The following is a 13,664-nucleotide window of genomic DNA, read 5'->3' as shown; positions in this document are numbered from 1 at the left end:
CGCCATGGATCCGACACAGGAGATCGGTTTGAAGCAGAGCATCGCGCATATTGCCCTCGTGGTCCGCGATTACGATGAGGCCATCGATTTTTACGTGAATAAGCTGGGGTTCGCGCTGGTCGAGGACACATACCAGCCGGAGCAGGACAAGCGTTGGGTTGTCGTTCGCCCCCAAGGCGACGGAGCGACGTCCTTGCTTCTGGCCCGCGCCTCCACTTCCCACCAGGAGACATTCATCGGCAACCAGGCTGGCGGCCGCGTTTTCCTGTTCCTACGGACCGATGACTTTCAGAGGGACTATGCTGCGATGGTTGAGCAGGGCATCAAGTTCGTTCGCGAGCCAAAGCAGGCTCCCTACGGCACCGTCGCCGTGTTCGAGGATCTGTACGGCAATCTATGGGATCTCGTTCAATTCACAGATGGCCCGGACTGAGGGTTCAGAAGACCGGATCTCCTAGAACGGAAATCGCGGGACGTGGCGTCGACTCGACTGACATTTCTGCGCAATAGCCCTTGCTGCCATCAGCTTATCTCATTCGAACGTCCGCGCATCGTACAACCGGGAGAGCTTGTCGGGATTGCGCATGATGTAGATCCGGGTAACGGCGCCACACTCGTCATAGGCAAAGGAGATCGAAGCCTGTGTCACGCCATCCTTCCGCAAAATGATGCTCCGGCCGCCATTGATCTCCGCGGCCACCCAGTCATAGGTGCTCCACCATTGGCGGACCTGGGCGAGGAATGCGAGCACCGCGTCCTTTCCTTGCAGGATCTGCTGGATGGTCGGAACCTTTCCGCCGCTGTCGGCACTGAGCTCGATCTCGTCCGACAGCATGGCTGCAAGAGGATCGGCACTGCCGCTGCTGATGGCAGCCTCGAAGGCAGCAAGCAGTTCCTCCTGCCGAGCAACCGGAGTGAGATGCCTGACCCTGGACTGGGCAATGTTCTCGCGGGCTCGCGAGACGAGCTTGCGACAGGCGCTCTCCTGTAAGCCGAGCGTCTGCGCGATCTCGGAATAGGGTCTCTCGAAGATGTCATGGAGCAGGTAGGCCGCCCGCTCCTTGGGCGTGAGCCGCTCCAGCATCAGCAGGAAGGCGGTCGAGAGCGTGGAGGCGAGCGAAAGCCCGTCCTCCGGCAACCCACTGGTAGCGGTCTGGATCGGCTCTGGCAGCCAGGGGCCGACATAGTCGACCCTGGCCCTGTTGGGAGCTCGTAGCATATCGATGCAGCGCCGGGTGCAGGCGGTTGTCAGCCAGGATGCCGGGTTCTCGACCGGGCCCCGGTCGGTCCCCTGCCACTTCAGGAAAGTGTCCTGAACGGCATCCTCGGCATCGGCCCAGGAGCCGAGGATGCGATAGGCCGGCCCCAGGAGCCTGGACCTCGAGTGCTCGAAGGCGAGAATATCATCGCGGTCCAGCATCGCAGCGCCTCCCAGCGTCAGTTCGATCCGCCCTTCATCCACACCGGGGTGATGGCGCGGACCTCCGGCTCTCCGGCAATCAGCGGGGTCACCTCCGCGATGTAGGCGGCATACCACGGAGCCTTGACGAAGTCCTGCGGTGCGACGCGATCCCTGTACTGCTGAAAGGCGAGGATCACATCGGGATCCCTGTCGTCGTAACAATAGAAGTAGGCCTCATGTCCCGGGTTGCTGGCAATGTTGGGCATAAGGTGCTTCTCCCAGACCTGACGAACCTCGTCACGTTTTCCGGGAAGGGTCCTGTGGGTAATGAGAAGAGCGGCCTTGTTCATCGGAACCTCCAGTTGTCTTGATCAATGGTGAGATGTCCTACGGCTCGGCCGCGGCCATCTGCCCCTAAGACGAGCAAGCGTGCATGGTTGTGACGCCTGTCCGAAAAATTCTCGCCTTTGGAGCGAGCCAGCAGTCAGCTGGTGGCGTTTGCTACCAAATGGCGGAAAGGAAGGTGCGCCCCAGACGCGGCGCCTCGATCAGGAGGCCAGCGCTCACGCGGGGCACGCCCAGCGGCAGGCAGGCGCCAATTGCCATGCGGCCATCAAGGGCATCCAAGGAAAAAACCCAGGTGGCGGTGAGGAAGTCCGCCCGGATCTCGACCTCCACGTCGGCAAGGACTACGCCGCCAATCTGGATCCGGCGACCGCCGCTGAGTTCGCCCTAATAGGCCAGGAAGTCGTTGCTGAAGTAGAACCCTGGCGGCGGCACGATGCCCGCCAGAGGCCCGCGAAGACCAGGCAGGTAGAGGCTGGCGCCTCCTTCCGTTGCCTGCGCGGAACCGGTCATGAGCCCAATGATGGCCCCGAGGGCAAGGACGGATGCAAGGTGGCGCTGCACGGAAAGCCTTCGGTAGCTCGTCCGGAGGCGGCAGCATGGATGGACCAAGGCGTTAGGTAAAGTCCTATTCCGTGCGGCAACACTTCCATCGGAAGGGCCGCTCCGGGTCAACTCCAGAAGGATACAAGGCTGCTCCAAACGTCCGCTCTATCCTCCCAACCAGACAAAGAGATCAACACTTATGAGGGTGAGGCAGACCAATGGGTCCCTTCGGGAAAAGTCTGAGGCAAACTCGAAATTGAAGCTCAGGAGACACAAACACTTAAGGATCTGCCTGAGCCATCCTTTGGTACCCTCTACACGATGCCGTCGGAGGTGCCCCGGTTCACGGCCTCGCGAAAGCCGTTCAGGGCCCGGTTCCGGTCCTACCGGCTGAAGAGCAGCCTGCCGCCCATGGCGACCAGGACTACGCCCATCGTGGCTTCGATTCCCGTCTTCGCTTTCGCGAAGATGCGCCGGGCGGATCCGTGCGAGAACAGAAGCGCCAGGCCGCAATACCAGGCCGACGACACGAAGCCTGCGATCGTCAGGACCGCGATGGAGAACCAGGACGGCGCATGGACCGGCACCATGACGGTGAAGACGCTGCCGTAGAACGCGACCGACTTGGGGTTGGTCATGCTGACCAGATAGGCCTTCCGGAACGCGGTCGCGCCTTTGATCCCGCCGCCGCCGACTGCCGGCAACGGCTTGCGCGCGCCGAGCGCCATCTTGATCCCCAGCCAGATCAGATAGACGGCTCCGGCGATCGTCACGGCGGCATGGATCCAGGGAACCTGCGTCAGGATGATGCCGATCCCCGCAACGGCCAGGAGCGCCCATGTCAGGGACGCGGCGGCGAGCCCCAGGCCTGCGAGAACACCCGCGCGACGGGACACGCTCATCGCGGTCGAGGTCACGATGGCGAAATTCGGGCCCGGGCTCATCGCGCTCAGGAGGAAGACGCCCGCAATCGTCAGAAGTTGAAGCCCTTCAGGCATGAGACACTCTCTACCGCCGCGATGATCGGCGCGCTTTTATCATCGCGGCGCGGAGTGCGATAGGCGGTCGCGCCGCAGGCGAACCGGAGCGGAAGGTCGGCGGCCCAGGGTCGGGCCTCTCCACCTTCCGCCCGCGTCGTCAGGCGGCAGCCACCTTCTGCAGGAACTGCTCGACCGTATTCTGGAGATAGCCCGCCCGCGAGACGACCGCCTCGGCCGCGCCGCGAACCCGCGAGGCCGCGGCGTCGGTATGCGCCACGCCCTCGTTGAGGCTGCGCATATCGGCCGAGACGCTCATCGAACCGGAGGCTGCGACCGACGCGCTGCGGGCGATCTCCTGGATGGCGGCGGATTGCTGGGCGATCGAGGACGAGATGCCGCCCGTATAGCGATCGACCTCGTCCATCTGGCGCGCGATGGCGCCGATGGATTGGACCGTTTGAGCGGTCGCGTCCTGGATTTCCGCGATCTGGGCCGAGATGCGCTCCGTGGCCGAGGCCGTCTGCGCCGCCAGGCTCTTGACCTCGGACGCCACCACGGCGAACCCGCGCCCCGCCTCCCCGGCCCGCGCGGCCTCGATCGTGGCATTCAGCGCCAGGAGATTGGTCTGGCTCGCGATGTCCCGGATCAGTTCGACGATCTCGCCGATGCTCTGGGCCTTGGCGGCGAGCACCTGAACGCTCTCGTTCGTGCCCGCCCCGGTCTGGGCGACGCCCATGACCACCTGCCGGGCCGAGTGCACCTGGGCGTTGATCTCCTCGACCGAGGCGGACAATTCCTCGGAGGCCGATGCGACCTGCTGAACATTCTGCGACGCCTCGCCCGTGGCGGCGGTCGCGGTCCGGGCCCGGTCGGCGGTCTGCGCGGCGATCGCCGACAAGGCCTCCGCCGTCTCGGCCATGACATTCCCGTTCTGGTCCAATGCGGTGAGCACGTCCCGGACGGAGCCGTGGAAGGACTGGATCAGATCCTCGATCCGGCGCTGGCGCTCTTCCCGTGCGAGCTTTTCCTGTTCGCTGGCGTCGCGCAGGGCGCTGCGCTCGATGAGATTGTCCTTGAAGACCTGAACGGCGCGCGCCATCTCCCCCACCTCGTCGCGCCGCTCACCGGCCGGGATCGCGACGGTGAGATCTCCCGCGGCAAGCCTGCTCGTCGCCTGGGCCAGCAGCCGAACCGGTTGCAGCAACCTGAACAGGATCAGCGCCAGGAGCGACGCGATGATCACGATGATGGCCACGCCCATGGCGATGTCCGTCAGCGCCTCGAACCGGACCCGCTCCAGCGTCCGCTCGCGGGAATAGCGCAGGGCGAGATAACCCATCGGGTTGGAGCCCATCTTGAGAACGGAGATCTCGATCAGCGCGTCGGGCTGAACCACGGTGCGGCGCTCGGTCTCGGTGAAGGCATCCTTGATCGGGCGCCCGATCAGAGTCTCCAGATCCTTGCCGGAGAGATTCGTTTTCGAATCATCCCGCGCGATCCGGACCTCCATGCCGTCCGCCGTCACGAAGCCGAGATCGAAATCGGGATCGCTCTTGAGCCCGGAGAGCAGCGTCTCCAGGGTCGTGGAACTGTTGATCAGAAGAGCATGGGCCGAGGCCTTCTCGATGCTCGACATGGCGGTATTGATCTTGTCGGAGAGATCGGCCGAAGCGCGTTGCGAGCTGCGCCACGCATTTCCGGCCACGCCCAGCCCCAGCATGGTCGTGAGCACGACGGCAATCGCCACGACGATCTTGCTTCGCAGCGAGCCCAACTGAACCTTCATCATAGAACCTCGTCCAAGCGCCAACCCCTTGCGCGCCGGAATGATGAAGAGGCTTTACTAAAATTTTCCTATATTTCGACGTGCATCGCGGCATGTTGGCGCAAGATGCTTTGCGTATTCGGCTGCGCGATACGGTCCCGTGCCCTCACATCACTCGAATAGTCGGCGAGAGCACCGTTCGGAGCGAAAAACCAGGTCCACTTTTCCGCACGATGCGCTAACAAGCGCTATTGGCTCCGGACCATTCCCTTTCCGCTTTTGACTTTCATGAATATTGACCTGCGTCCCGCCCGCTCGGACGACTACGCCTTTGCCCGCGATCTCTACGTCGAAGCGATCGGACCTCTCGCACGGACCTGGACCGAATGGTGCGACGAGGATCAGCGGACCCGATTTGCGAGCCTCTGGCGTCCGGCGGAGACATGGATCCTCGTCCTCGACGGCAGGGAGGATATCGGCTGGGTCGAGGTTCGGCAGACCGGCGACGAGATCTTCCTGAAGCAACTCCATATCGCTCCCACCCGGCGGGGACGCGGAATCGGCTCGACGATCATCCGGCGGCTGATGGAGAAGCGTCGCGGAACGGCGAAGTCGATCGCCCTCTTCGTGTTGAAGAACAACCCTGCCGTTCGCTTCTATGAGCGGCATGGATTTTCGATCGCGTCGGAGACGACGACGAATTTCGTGATGCGCCGCGAGATGGACGGCGCGGCCTGAACCCGCTCGCCCTGAAGCCGTCTCCGTTCCGGACGACTGCGCTCCGGAGACGGTCATGCCCGGCGCGGGGCCGGGCATGCTCGAAAGGCCGGTGATGTCTCGTCCGGCCGAGGCTTTGTCGCTAGGGCATCGGACGCGGGAAGTGGACTTGCACTTTTGGGATCGATCCGATGCTCCCCCTATAGATGAGCGCATCGTTCCTGCGAAAAACCGGATCCACTTTTTCGCACGATGCGCAAGCCTTACTCGGCAAGCTTGCTGTACTGGCCGTTCTTCCAGATGTTGATGTCGTAACGCGGGTTCTTGATGTCGCCCTTCTCGTCGAAGCTGATCGGCCCGAGGACCGTATCGACGCTCGTGTTGCGCAGGGTCTTGGCGACCGCGACCGGATCCGTGCTGTTCGCCTTGGCGATGCCGCCGGCGATCGCCTGGATGACCGCGTAGGAGAACAGGCTGAAGCCTTCCGGCACGAAGTTGATCTGCTTGAACTGCTCCACGGCCGCCTTGGCGGCATCGGTCCCGCGGGCGTCGGCCGGGAAGGTGAACAGGGTGCCCTCGCCCGCCGGTCCGGCGACCGACCAGAATTCGGGGGTGGCGATGCTGTCGCCCATCATCAGCTGGAACTGGTAGTTCTGATCGGACGCCTGCCGCTTCATCAATCCGGCCTCGGTGTGATAGCCGCCGAAATAGACGAACTCGATGCCCGCGCTCTTGAGCCGGTTCACCACGGCGGTGTAGTCCTTTTCTCCGGGATTGATGCCCTCGTACATCGCTTCCTTCACGCCGGCCTTGTTGAGGGATTCCTTGACCACGTCGGCGAGACCTTTTCCGTAGGCGCTCTTGTCGTGCAGGATCGCGATCTTCTTCGTCCCGTAATGCTCCTTGATCCACGGCCCGATGAAGCGCCCCTGCGCGTCGTCGCGGCCATACAGGCGCATGATCGTCGTGAAGCCGTTCTGCGCCGCATCGTCCGTCAGCTTCGGAGCGCTCGAGGCCGGGCTCATCATCAGGACATGGTTCTCACCGTAGACCTCCGCCGCCGGGATGGACGATCCCGAGCAGGCGTGGCCATCCACGAACTTGATGCCCGCCGACAGGATGCGGTTGGCGACGGCGACCGCCTGCTTGGGATCGCAGGCGTCGTCCTGGATCGAGAGCACGATCTTCTTGCCGTTGACGCCGCCAGCCTTGTTGATGGCGTCGGCCGCCAGTTCGGCCCCGTGCCGGATCTGCTCGCCGATCGAGGCGACGGGACCGCTCATGGGACCGGCCACCGCGATGGTGATGTCCTGGGCGCGGGCTGCCCCGGTCGCGGCCAACAGAGATAAAAGGGAGAGGGAAAGCAGCGGCCTGACGTTCATGGTATTCCTCCGGTTTGCCGATCGGGGCGGACTCGCGCGGCCCTCGTCGCCGATCATCTCTCCGGCCTTATCAGCGGAGCCTGGCCGCATCCAGCTAGCCAAAATGATCATGCCGCGTCCCGCGCCGGGGAGGAAATAGGATGCGGTCCCGGACAGGAAAGCCCGCGCACCGGCCGGTGCCGCTTTTCCTGTCCCGCCCGCTGCCGCTTCCGAGCAGGGCAGCCATGTCCCCTCGTCGTGGACGGGGACGGCGCAATCCTTTACATCCCTGCCTTTACATCCCTGCCTTTACATCCCTGCGGGCCAGACACTTCCCAGTCCGAAAGATCTCATGCGCTCTCTCGTTGTGCGGGAATGGTACACCATCGCCGTTGCCGGAATGGTCGTGCTTGCCTCCCTCGTCCCGATCGGCGGCGAACCGGCCGTCGTGTTCTCCGCCGCGACGAATGTCGCCATCGCGCTCCTGTTCTTCCTGCAGGGCGCGCGCCTGTCCCGCGACGTGGTGATCGCCGGCATGGTGCATTGGCGGCTGCACCTGTTCGTGCTCGCCACGACCTTCGTGCTGTTTCCCCTGCTCGGCCTCGTCATTCTCGCCCTGCCGGACCTGATGAACCCGACCCTCGCCCTCGGCGTGGCGTTCCTCTGCGTCCTGCCCTCGACGATCCAGTCCTCCATCGCCTTCACGTCGATCGCGGAGGGCAACGTGCCCGCGGCGATCTGCTCGGCCTCGGCCTCGAACGTCCTCGGCATCGTGCTGTCGCCGCTGATCGCCGGGGTCTTGTTCCACACGCAGGGCCGTGCGGGCATTTCCTGGGGCGCCGTGGAGGGCATCCTGCTGCAGCTCCTCGTTCCCTTCGTCGTCGGCCAGATCCTGCAGCCCTGGCTCGGGCCATGGCTGCTCCGCCACAGGGTCCTGACCCAGATCGTCGACCGGGGATCGATCCTCATGGCCATCTACGGCGCCTTCAGCGCGGCGGTGATCGGGGGATTGTGGAGCACCCTGGGCGCGCGCGATCTCGCCGCCGTCGTTCTCGTGGACATGGCGCTGCTCGCCATCGTCCTGTGCTTCACGTTCTACGGGAGCGGCTGGCTCGGCTTCAACCGGGCGGACCGGATCACGATCGCGTTCTGCGGCTCCAAGAAAAGCCTCGCGTCAGGCGCGCCCATCGCCAACGTGATCTTCGGAGGACGCGACGCCGGGACCATCGTCCTGCCGCTCATGATCTTCCATCAGATCCAGCTGATGGCCTGCGCGATCCTGGCCCGGCGCTTCGCGGAAAGCGCCCATCGGGGGGGCGGGGCCGGGCAGCCCGCCGAGGCCGCGCCATCCGCCTGAGCCGAACGTTCAGGGGCTCGCGAGAGCCTGACCGACCAGGGTGAACGGGGCGGACAGGACCGTTCCGGCCGTGTTGAACACGAAGGCCCCGGCCTGGCGCAGCGGATCCGCCCCGCCCCTTGGAGCGACCGAGGAGTAGACCGCCGCGAAGCTGATGAAGCGGTCGTGATTGAGGCTGTCGGGCGAGGACAGCGTCGAGATGTCGACGACGCGCAGGCCCTCCTGCCGGGCGATGGCCTGGACCCGGGCATCCGCCACGTCCAGGGTGCCGACCCTCTCGCGGCCGCCCGACAGGCGGCTCGAGGCCGCGAGCGCCCAATCGTCCTTCGAGACGAGAATGGTCATCGGCGGGGACATCGGGCCGATCGCCGCAACCTGGGTCCGGAACACGTCGAGGTCGATGTCGGGAGCCGCGAGAACCACCTGGAGCCGGGAGAGAACCTCGTTCCGTCCCTGAAGGCGGAGCTGGCGCAGGGTCTCCATCGTCAGCCATCCGCCCATGCTGTGCCCGATGACGGCGACGTTGCGCACGGCGCGCTCCCGCGCCAGCAGCGTGAGCACATGCGCCAGGTAGTCGCGGGAATAGGTCACCGCCTCCCGGTCGGCCACGTAGCCGGTGATGGCGGCCTCCGACGGCCAGGCGAACAGCACCGGCACCGTATCCAGCTGGGAATCGGCGCTCAACTGGGCGAGCCTGAACAGCGCCTCCTGGAAATTGGTGTTGTATCCATGGACGAAGACGCCCGCATCCCGTCCGCCCGGTCCCGTGCGGCCGCCGATCCTCTTCCGGAAGGCGGCTTCGTCGAGAACCGTCTGACTGAGGGTGACGAAGCTGGTCGCGGGATCCGGCGCCGTGCCGGGCCATTCGATCTCGCCCGGCCTATGTCCGGGCGGGATGGAAATCGTGAATTCCGCATAGTTCAGGCTCGGCGCCCGCCCGGCCGTGAAGACGTTCTGCCCCGGCGCGGCGCGCTCGCGGGTGGTCGCCACATAGACCGTGACCGTCCGCGCGCCGGGAACCGCAGCGCCCACGGGGGTGAGAACCTCGGGCCCCGGCCTGGTCGCGCAGGCACTGAGAACGAACGCCAGAAAGCCGAGGAGGACGAAGGACAGCGGAGCCGTCCCCCGCCCCCTGATCGGGGCGGTTCGGAGGAACGGGCGTCGTCTCGCGACCGGCGTGGATGGCTGTGTCATTATTCTCTTGCGGAATTCTCTTGCGGAGGACGGCGGCGCCCGGCGTCCATAGCTAGCACGAAAATCAAGCTTTGCGAGCCGGATGGCCTCTTTGGCCTACCCCCTCTTCGCCCTGGGATCTGCCGGAACCAGCCTTGTTCCCAGCTGTTCTGATCCTCTGATGCTGAGGTCCGGTCGGGAGACCATCATGGGCATACGCATGTGGGTGGCGCTGGCCTCCATTGCGGCCGCGATTCTCGTTTTCTGCTTCGCCATTCTCGGTGCGAACATGGATCCCGAGGGCTTGCCCGATCGGCCTGCCTCCACGGGTCAGATCGTCAGGCAGGCTCCGCCCGGCCCGGATACGGCCGCTCCCCGATAGGGGTAATGCCTGCGGAATTGCCGCAGGCAATTTGGGCGAACCAAAGGCAACTTATCCATAATTTAACCAAAACCGTATCTGATCTGCGCTAGTGAAAAATAAATTTTCGCGCGCGACAGTCTCGGCGCTCGGGGGCTTCTTCTCGGTCGGACCATCGGGGCAAAGCGTGCGCAGCAGGAACGTTGCGTAGAGTTCGCCATGGTGCAGTACCGTTATCCGTCCGGCCGCCGCGTTCAGCGGAAAAACCCGCGCAACCTGTTCCTGACGGCAGTCCTCGTGGCGATCTCCATGAGCCCCATCGCCTTCTACGCGAAGCTCCAGGGGCAGGACGCATCGCAGCCTTCTTCATCACGCGCGATGGATGCCGCCGCTCCGGTAGCTCCCGTGCGGGAGGCGCCCGTGACGGTGGCAACCGAAAACACGGGCAAAGGCACGGAATGGTCACCGGTCGACCCGGCGCCCACGCTGAAGCCCGAGGCGCTCGCCTTCGGGCACAACGCCCCGCTCGCGACGACGTTCAGACCCTTCCGCGAAACCCGCACCGCCGCCGCTGCGGCGACGCCCGTGTCTCCGCCGCAGGAGATCGCTCAGGTGCAGGAGATCGCTCAGGCGCAGGAGATCGCTCAGGCGCAGGAGATCGCTCAGGCGCAGGAGATCGCTCAGGCGCAGGAGATCGCTCAGGCGCAGGAGGCCGCGCCCGAGCCGCAACCGGCGCAAGCCGCCCAGCCGGTGCCGCTGCCCGTTCCGCGCCCTGCCGAATTCCAGATTGCGAAGGCGCCGGCGCCTCCAAGGCCCGAGACGCCACGGACGGCCCGTGCGCCGCTTGCCGCCCCGATGCAGGTCGCGGCCGCATCCGGCGCGCAGGAAGGCTCCCCGAATTTCCTGGAGAAGCTCTTCGGCATCAAGCCCGCGCGCCCGCCCGAGAACGCCCTCAGCTATGCCGCGCTGGAATCCGGCAACGCCGCCCTCGGCCGCAGCCTCAACGCGGTACCGGGCGACGGGACCGCCGTCTACGACATCAGCGCGAAGGTCGTCGTCATGCCCAACGGGGAGCGGCTGGAGGCGCATTCCGGCCTGGGCGACAAGCTCGACGACCCCCGGTTCGTCCACGTGCGCATGAGGGGCGCGACGCCGCCCGGCACCTATCTCCTGAAGGAGCGCGAGGCGCTCTTCCACGGCGTGCGCGCCATCCGCCTCACCCCGGTCGGCGGCACCGCCGCCATCTACGGACGCGACGGCATCCTCGCCCATACCTACATGCTCGGGCCGAACGGGGATTCGAACGGCTGCGTGTCGTTCAGGAACTACGACCGGTTCCTGCAGGCCTATCTGAGGGGCGAGGTGAAGCGCCTGGTCGTCGTCGCCGGACGCGGCCAGGACGCCCTGCCCCGCATGGTCGGCCGGGGCCGCACGTCCTAATCCTTTCGCGGCGTACCCCCGGCCTTGCTGCCTGCCCCGTCCGGACTAGTTCCGGGGTGAGAGGGACACGGGATCATGGGCTCAATCGGGCGGACTGCAAGGCAGCCAACACTTCGCGGCACGCGCAGCCTCGTGGCGTCGGCCCTGGCGTTGACAGGGCTCAGCCTGCTGCTCTTCACCGCGCCTGCCGAAGCGCAGGGGACCGGCTATCTGGTCCCGGCTCCCGGCCCGAAGGACATCCAGAAGACGCCGCGATACGATTGCGAGACGCCGGACGCGCCGCTGATCTCGCTCGATGTGAAGAGCAAGTACAGGCAGGACGACACCGCCCGCGCGACCATCGACGAGGAGGCGGAGGAAGCCTATTCCGAAGCCGTCGAGCCGCTGCGGAACTACGTCAAGGCCCTGGTGAAGATCGCGAACGCCTATGTGCGGTCGGAGCCGAGGAACATTGCGGCCTCGTCCTGCGCCCTCGCCTGGCTCGACGGCTGGGCCAAGGCCCACGCGCTGACCGACATGCGGACCCGGCAGGCGAGCCATAATCAGGGGCAGGCGGTGGGCGGCATCGCGATGGCCTATCTGCAGATCCGCGACGCCCCGGGATTGCCGGACGACCGGAAGAAGCGGGTCGAGGCATGGCTCGACAGGCTGGGACATCAGGTCATGGACGCCATGAACGGGAACGACGGTGTCTCGAGCCGGAACAACCATCGCTACTGGAACGGCCTGAGCGCCATCGCGGCCGGCATCGCGGCCGGCGACGAGACGCTGATCAGATGGGGCGCCGACAGCGCGCGGGTCGGGATCCGGCAGATCACCCGGGACGGTACCCTGCCCCTGGAGCTCGAGCGCGCCAAGCGCGCCCGCGACTATCATCTCTTCGCGGCCGAGCCGCTGGTCGCCACCGCGGAACTCGCGCGCACGCAAGGCATCGATCTCTACGCGGAGAACGACAAGGCCCTGTCCAGGCTCGTGAACCGGGTGGTCGGATCCGCCGTGGACCCGTCCTTCTTCGAGACGGCGACGGGTTCCAGGCAGGAGCCCTACCCGGGCGACGGGACCGTGCCGGGTTCGCGCATCGCCTGGCTCGAGATCTATCAGAGCCGCTTCCCCTCGCCCCAGGCGGAGGCGCTGCTCCAGTCGAAGCGCCCCGTCGCATCGAGCGGCATCGGCGGGAACACGACCCTTCTGTTCAAGGGCAAGGATTGACCTGGGGCAAGGATTGACCTGGGGCAAGGATTGACCTGGGGCAAGGATTGACCTGGGGCAAGGATTGACCTGGGCAACGACTGACCTGCCCCGCCTGTCCGCACCGTGCTCTACGGCTGACCGCTGCCGCCGGCCGCGCCATAGACCTGGCCGGTCGCATAGCTCGCATCGGATGCCGCGAGCTGCACGTAGATCGATGCGAGTTCCGCCGGCTGTCCCGGCCGCCCCAGGGGCGTATCGCCGCCGAACTGCTGCAGCTTCTCCTGCGTGGCGCCGCCGCTCACCTGAAGCGGCGTCCAGATCGGGCCCGGCGCGACGCCGTTCACGCGGATGCCCTTGGGGCCGAGCTGCTTGGCGAGGGACTTCGAAAAGTTCATCATGGCCGCCTTGGTCATCGCGTAGTCGACGAGATTGGCGGACGGATCGTAGGCCTGTTCCGAAGTCGTCTGGATGATCGCCGAACCGGGCTTGAGGTGCGGCAGCGCCGCCTTCGTGATCCAGAACATGGCGTAGATGTTGGTCTTCATCGTCGCGTCGAAATCGTCCGTCGTGATGTCGAGAAGCGACGGGCGCTGCTGCTGGCGGCCGGCGTTGTTCACGAGGATGTCGAGGCCGCCGAGCTCGCGCACCGCATCGGCCACGATGCGCTGGCACAGGGCCTCGTCGCGAATGTCGCCCGGCAGGGCAACGGCGATGCGCCCCTCCCGCTTGATCAGGTCGATCACCTCGCGTGCATCCGGCTCCTCGTCGGGATGATAGCTGATCGCCACGTCGGCCCCCTCGCGGGCATAGGCGATCGCGGCCGCGCGGCCCATCCCCGAATCGCCGCCGGTGATCAGCGCCTTGCGGCCCTGAAGGCGTCCGGAGCCCTTGTAGCTCGTCTCGCCATGGTCCGGGCGCGGATCCATCTTGCCCGCGAGGCCCGGCCAGGGCTGGGACTGGGAGCGGAACGGGGGCTTGGGAAATTTCGTGGTCGGATCTTCCATGGCGACACCACCTGTGCTGGTC

14 protein-coding genes are annotated in these 13,664 nt (G+C 65.7%); 6 read left to right on the top strand and 8 right to left on the bottom strand.

Translation table 11 applies throughout. The annotated features are described in order from the left end of the window. The first annotated feature begins 28 nt into the window (after positions 1-28). Entirely contained in the window at positions 29-433 is a 405-nt protein-coding gene (locus RE429_RS09655) for a VOC family protein (protein WP_414474058.1), read from the top strand. Positions 434-532: 99 nt separating this feature from the next. Here RE429_RS09655 and sigJ read toward each other — a convergent pair whose 3' ends face one another. From sigJ to RE429_RS09630, 5 genes are all read right to left on the bottom strand, one after another. Further along, a complete protein-coding gene (gene sigJ, locus RE429_RS09650) occupies positions 533-1,420 on the bottom strand; it encodes an RNA polymerase sigma factor SigJ (protein WP_414474057.1) in 888 nt (295 codons plus the stop codon). A 17-nt stretch (positions 1,421-1,437) separates the two neighbouring features. Next, positions 1,438-1,752 carry a putative quinol monooxygenase gene (locus RE429_RS09645; protein ID WP_414474056.1) on the bottom strand — a complete coding sequence of 105 codons (315 nt, stop codon included), beginning with the start codon at positions 1,750-1,752 and terminating at the stop codon, positions 1,438-1,440. 382 nt (positions 1,753-2,134) lie between these two features. Further along, positions 2,135-2,311, bottom strand: coding sequence for a hypothetical protein (locus RE429_RS09640; RefSeq protein ID WP_414474055.1), 177 nt, complete (start codon positions 2,309-2,311; stop codon positions 2,135-2,137). Positions 2,312-2,676: 365 nt separating this feature from the next. Continuing rightward, positions 2,677-3,291: a LysE family translocator gene (locus RE429_RS09635; RefSeq protein WP_414474054.1), complete on the bottom strand. Its 615-nt coding sequence runs from the start codon at positions 3,289-3,291 to the stop codon at positions 2,677-2,679. Positions 3,292-3,430: 139 nt separating this feature from the next. Next, on the bottom strand, positions 3,431-5,062 hold the full coding sequence (locus RE429_RS09630) for a methyl-accepting chemotaxis protein (RefSeq protein ID WP_414474053.1): 1,632 nt from the start codon (positions 5,060-5,062) through the stop codon (positions 3,431-3,433). Between the two features lie 264 nt (positions 5,063-5,326). Here RE429_RS09630 and RE429_RS09625 point away from each other — a divergent pair, with 264 nt between their 5' ends. Beyond that, complete coding sequence (locus tag RE429_RS09625) at positions 5,327-5,776, top strand: N-acetyltransferase family protein (RefSeq protein ID WP_414474052.1); 450 nt, start codon at positions 5,327-5,329, stop codon at positions 5,774-5,776. A gap of 242 nt (positions 5,777-6,018) precedes the next feature. Here RE429_RS09625 and RE429_RS09620 read toward each other — a convergent pair whose 3' ends face one another. Beyond that, positions 6,019-7,137, bottom strand: a complete 1,119-nt coding sequence (locus tag RE429_RS09620; protein WP_414474051.1) for a branched-chain amino acid ABC transporter substrate-binding protein — start codon at positions 7,135-7,137, stop codon at positions 6,019-6,021. 331 nt (positions 7,138-7,468) lie between these two features. Between RE429_RS09620 and RE429_RS09615 the strand changes: the two genes are divergently transcribed. Further along, positions 7,469-8,473, top strand: coding sequence for a bile acid:sodium symporter family protein (locus tag RE429_RS09615; RefSeq protein WP_414474050.1), 1,005 nt, complete (start codon positions 7,469-7,471; stop codon positions 8,471-8,473). A 9-nt stretch (positions 8,474-8,482) separates the two neighbouring features. Here RE429_RS09615 and RE429_RS09610 read toward each other — a convergent pair whose 3' ends face one another. Then, positions 8,483-9,667, bottom strand: a complete 1,185-nt coding sequence (locus RE429_RS09610) for an alpha/beta hydrolase (protein ID WP_414474049.1) — start codon at positions 9,665-9,667, stop codon at positions 8,483-8,485. A gap of 187 nt (positions 9,668-9,854) precedes the next feature. Between RE429_RS09610 and RE429_RS09605 the strand changes: the two genes are divergently transcribed. The 3 genes from RE429_RS09605 to RE429_RS09595 all read left to right on the top strand — a co-directional run bounded on the left by RE429_RS09605 (position 9,855) and on the right by RE429_RS09595 (position 12,656). After that, positions 9,855-10,028 carry a hypothetical protein gene (locus tag RE429_RS09605; RefSeq protein ID WP_414474048.1) on the top strand — a complete coding sequence of 58 codons (174 nt, stop codon included), beginning with the start codon at positions 9,855-9,857 and terminating at the stop codon, positions 10,026-10,028. Positions 10,029-10,226: 198 nt separating this feature from the next. Continuing rightward, entirely contained in the window at positions 10,227-11,447 is a 1,221-nt protein-coding gene (locus RE429_RS09600; RefSeq protein ID WP_414474047.1) for a tlde1 domain-containing protein, read from the top strand. A 75-nt stretch (positions 11,448-11,522) separates the two neighbouring features. Continuing rightward, complete coding sequence (locus tag RE429_RS09595; protein WP_414474046.1) at positions 11,523-12,656, top strand: alginate lyase family protein; 1,134 nt, start codon at positions 11,523-11,525, stop codon at positions 12,654-12,656. Positions 12,657-12,766: 110 nt separating this feature from the next. Here RE429_RS09595 and RE429_RS09590 read toward each other — a convergent pair whose 3' ends face one another. Then, positions 12,767-13,642, bottom strand: a complete 876-nt coding sequence (locus RE429_RS09590; protein WP_414474045.1) for an SDR family oxidoreductase — start codon at positions 13,640-13,642, stop codon at positions 12,767-12,769. Positions 13,643-13,664: the final 22 nt, after the last annotated feature.

Origin of the sequence: Microvirga sp. M2 (genome assembly GCF_047497095.1) — a bacterium.
Lineage (GTDB): Bacteria > Pseudomonadota > Alphaproteobacteria > Rhizobiales > Beijerinckiaceae > Microvirga.
Note: the sequence above shows the minus strand (reverse complement) of the source record. Positions and strands in the feature narration are given on the sequence as shown.

What these genes read in the sequence shown, in the direction of transcription:
- RE429_RS09635 (WP_414474054.1), bottom strand. Translation starts at nt 3,291, where the DNA reads ATGCCTGAAGGGCTTCAACTTCTGACGATTGCGGGCGTCTTCCTCCTG.
- RE429_RS09595 (WP_414474046.1), top strand. Translation starts at nt 11,523, where the DNA reads ATGGGCTCAATCGGGCGGACTGCAAGGCAGCCAACACTTCGCGGCACG.
- RE429_RS09610 (WP_414474049.1), bottom strand. Translation starts at nt 9,667, where the DNA reads ATGACACAGCCATCCACGCCGGTCGCGAGACGACGCCCGTTCCTCCGA.
- sigJ (WP_414474057.1), bottom strand. Translation starts at nt 1,420, where the DNA reads ATGCTGGACCGCGATGATATTCTCGCCTTCGAGCACTCGAGGTCCAGG.
- RE429_RS09625 (WP_414474052.1), top strand. Translation starts at nt 5,327, where the DNA reads ATGAATATTGACCTGCGTCCCGCCCGCTCGGACGACTACGCCTTTGCC.
- RE429_RS09630 (WP_414474053.1), bottom strand. Translation starts at nt 5,062, where the DNA reads ATGATGAAGGTTCAGTTGGGCTCGCTGCGAAGCAAGATCGTCGTGGCG.
- RE429_RS09645 (WP_414474056.1), bottom strand. Translation starts at nt 1,752, where the DNA reads ATGAACAAGGCCGCTCTTCTCATTACCCACAGGACCCTTCCCGGAAAA.
- RE429_RS09605 (WP_414474048.1), top strand. Translation starts at nt 9,855, where the DNA reads ATGGGCATACGCATGTGGGTGGCGCTGGCCTCCATTGCGGCCGCGATT.
- RE429_RS09615 (WP_414474050.1), top strand. Translation starts at nt 7,469, where the DNA reads ATGCGCTCTCTCGTTGTGCGGGAATGGTACACCATCGCCGTTGCCGGA.
- RE429_RS09590 (WP_414474045.1), bottom strand. Translation starts at nt 13,642, where the DNA reads ATGGAAGATCCGACCACGAAATTTCCCAAGCCCCCGTTCCGCTCCCAG.
- RE429_RS09600 (WP_414474047.1), top strand. Translation starts at nt 10,227, where the DNA reads ATGGTGCAGTACCGTTATCCGTCCGGCCGCCGCGTTCAGCGGAAAAAC.
- RE429_RS09620 (WP_414474051.1), bottom strand. Translation starts at nt 7,137, where the DNA reads ATGAACGTCAGGCCGCTGCTTTCCCTCTCCCTTTTATCTCTGTTGGCC.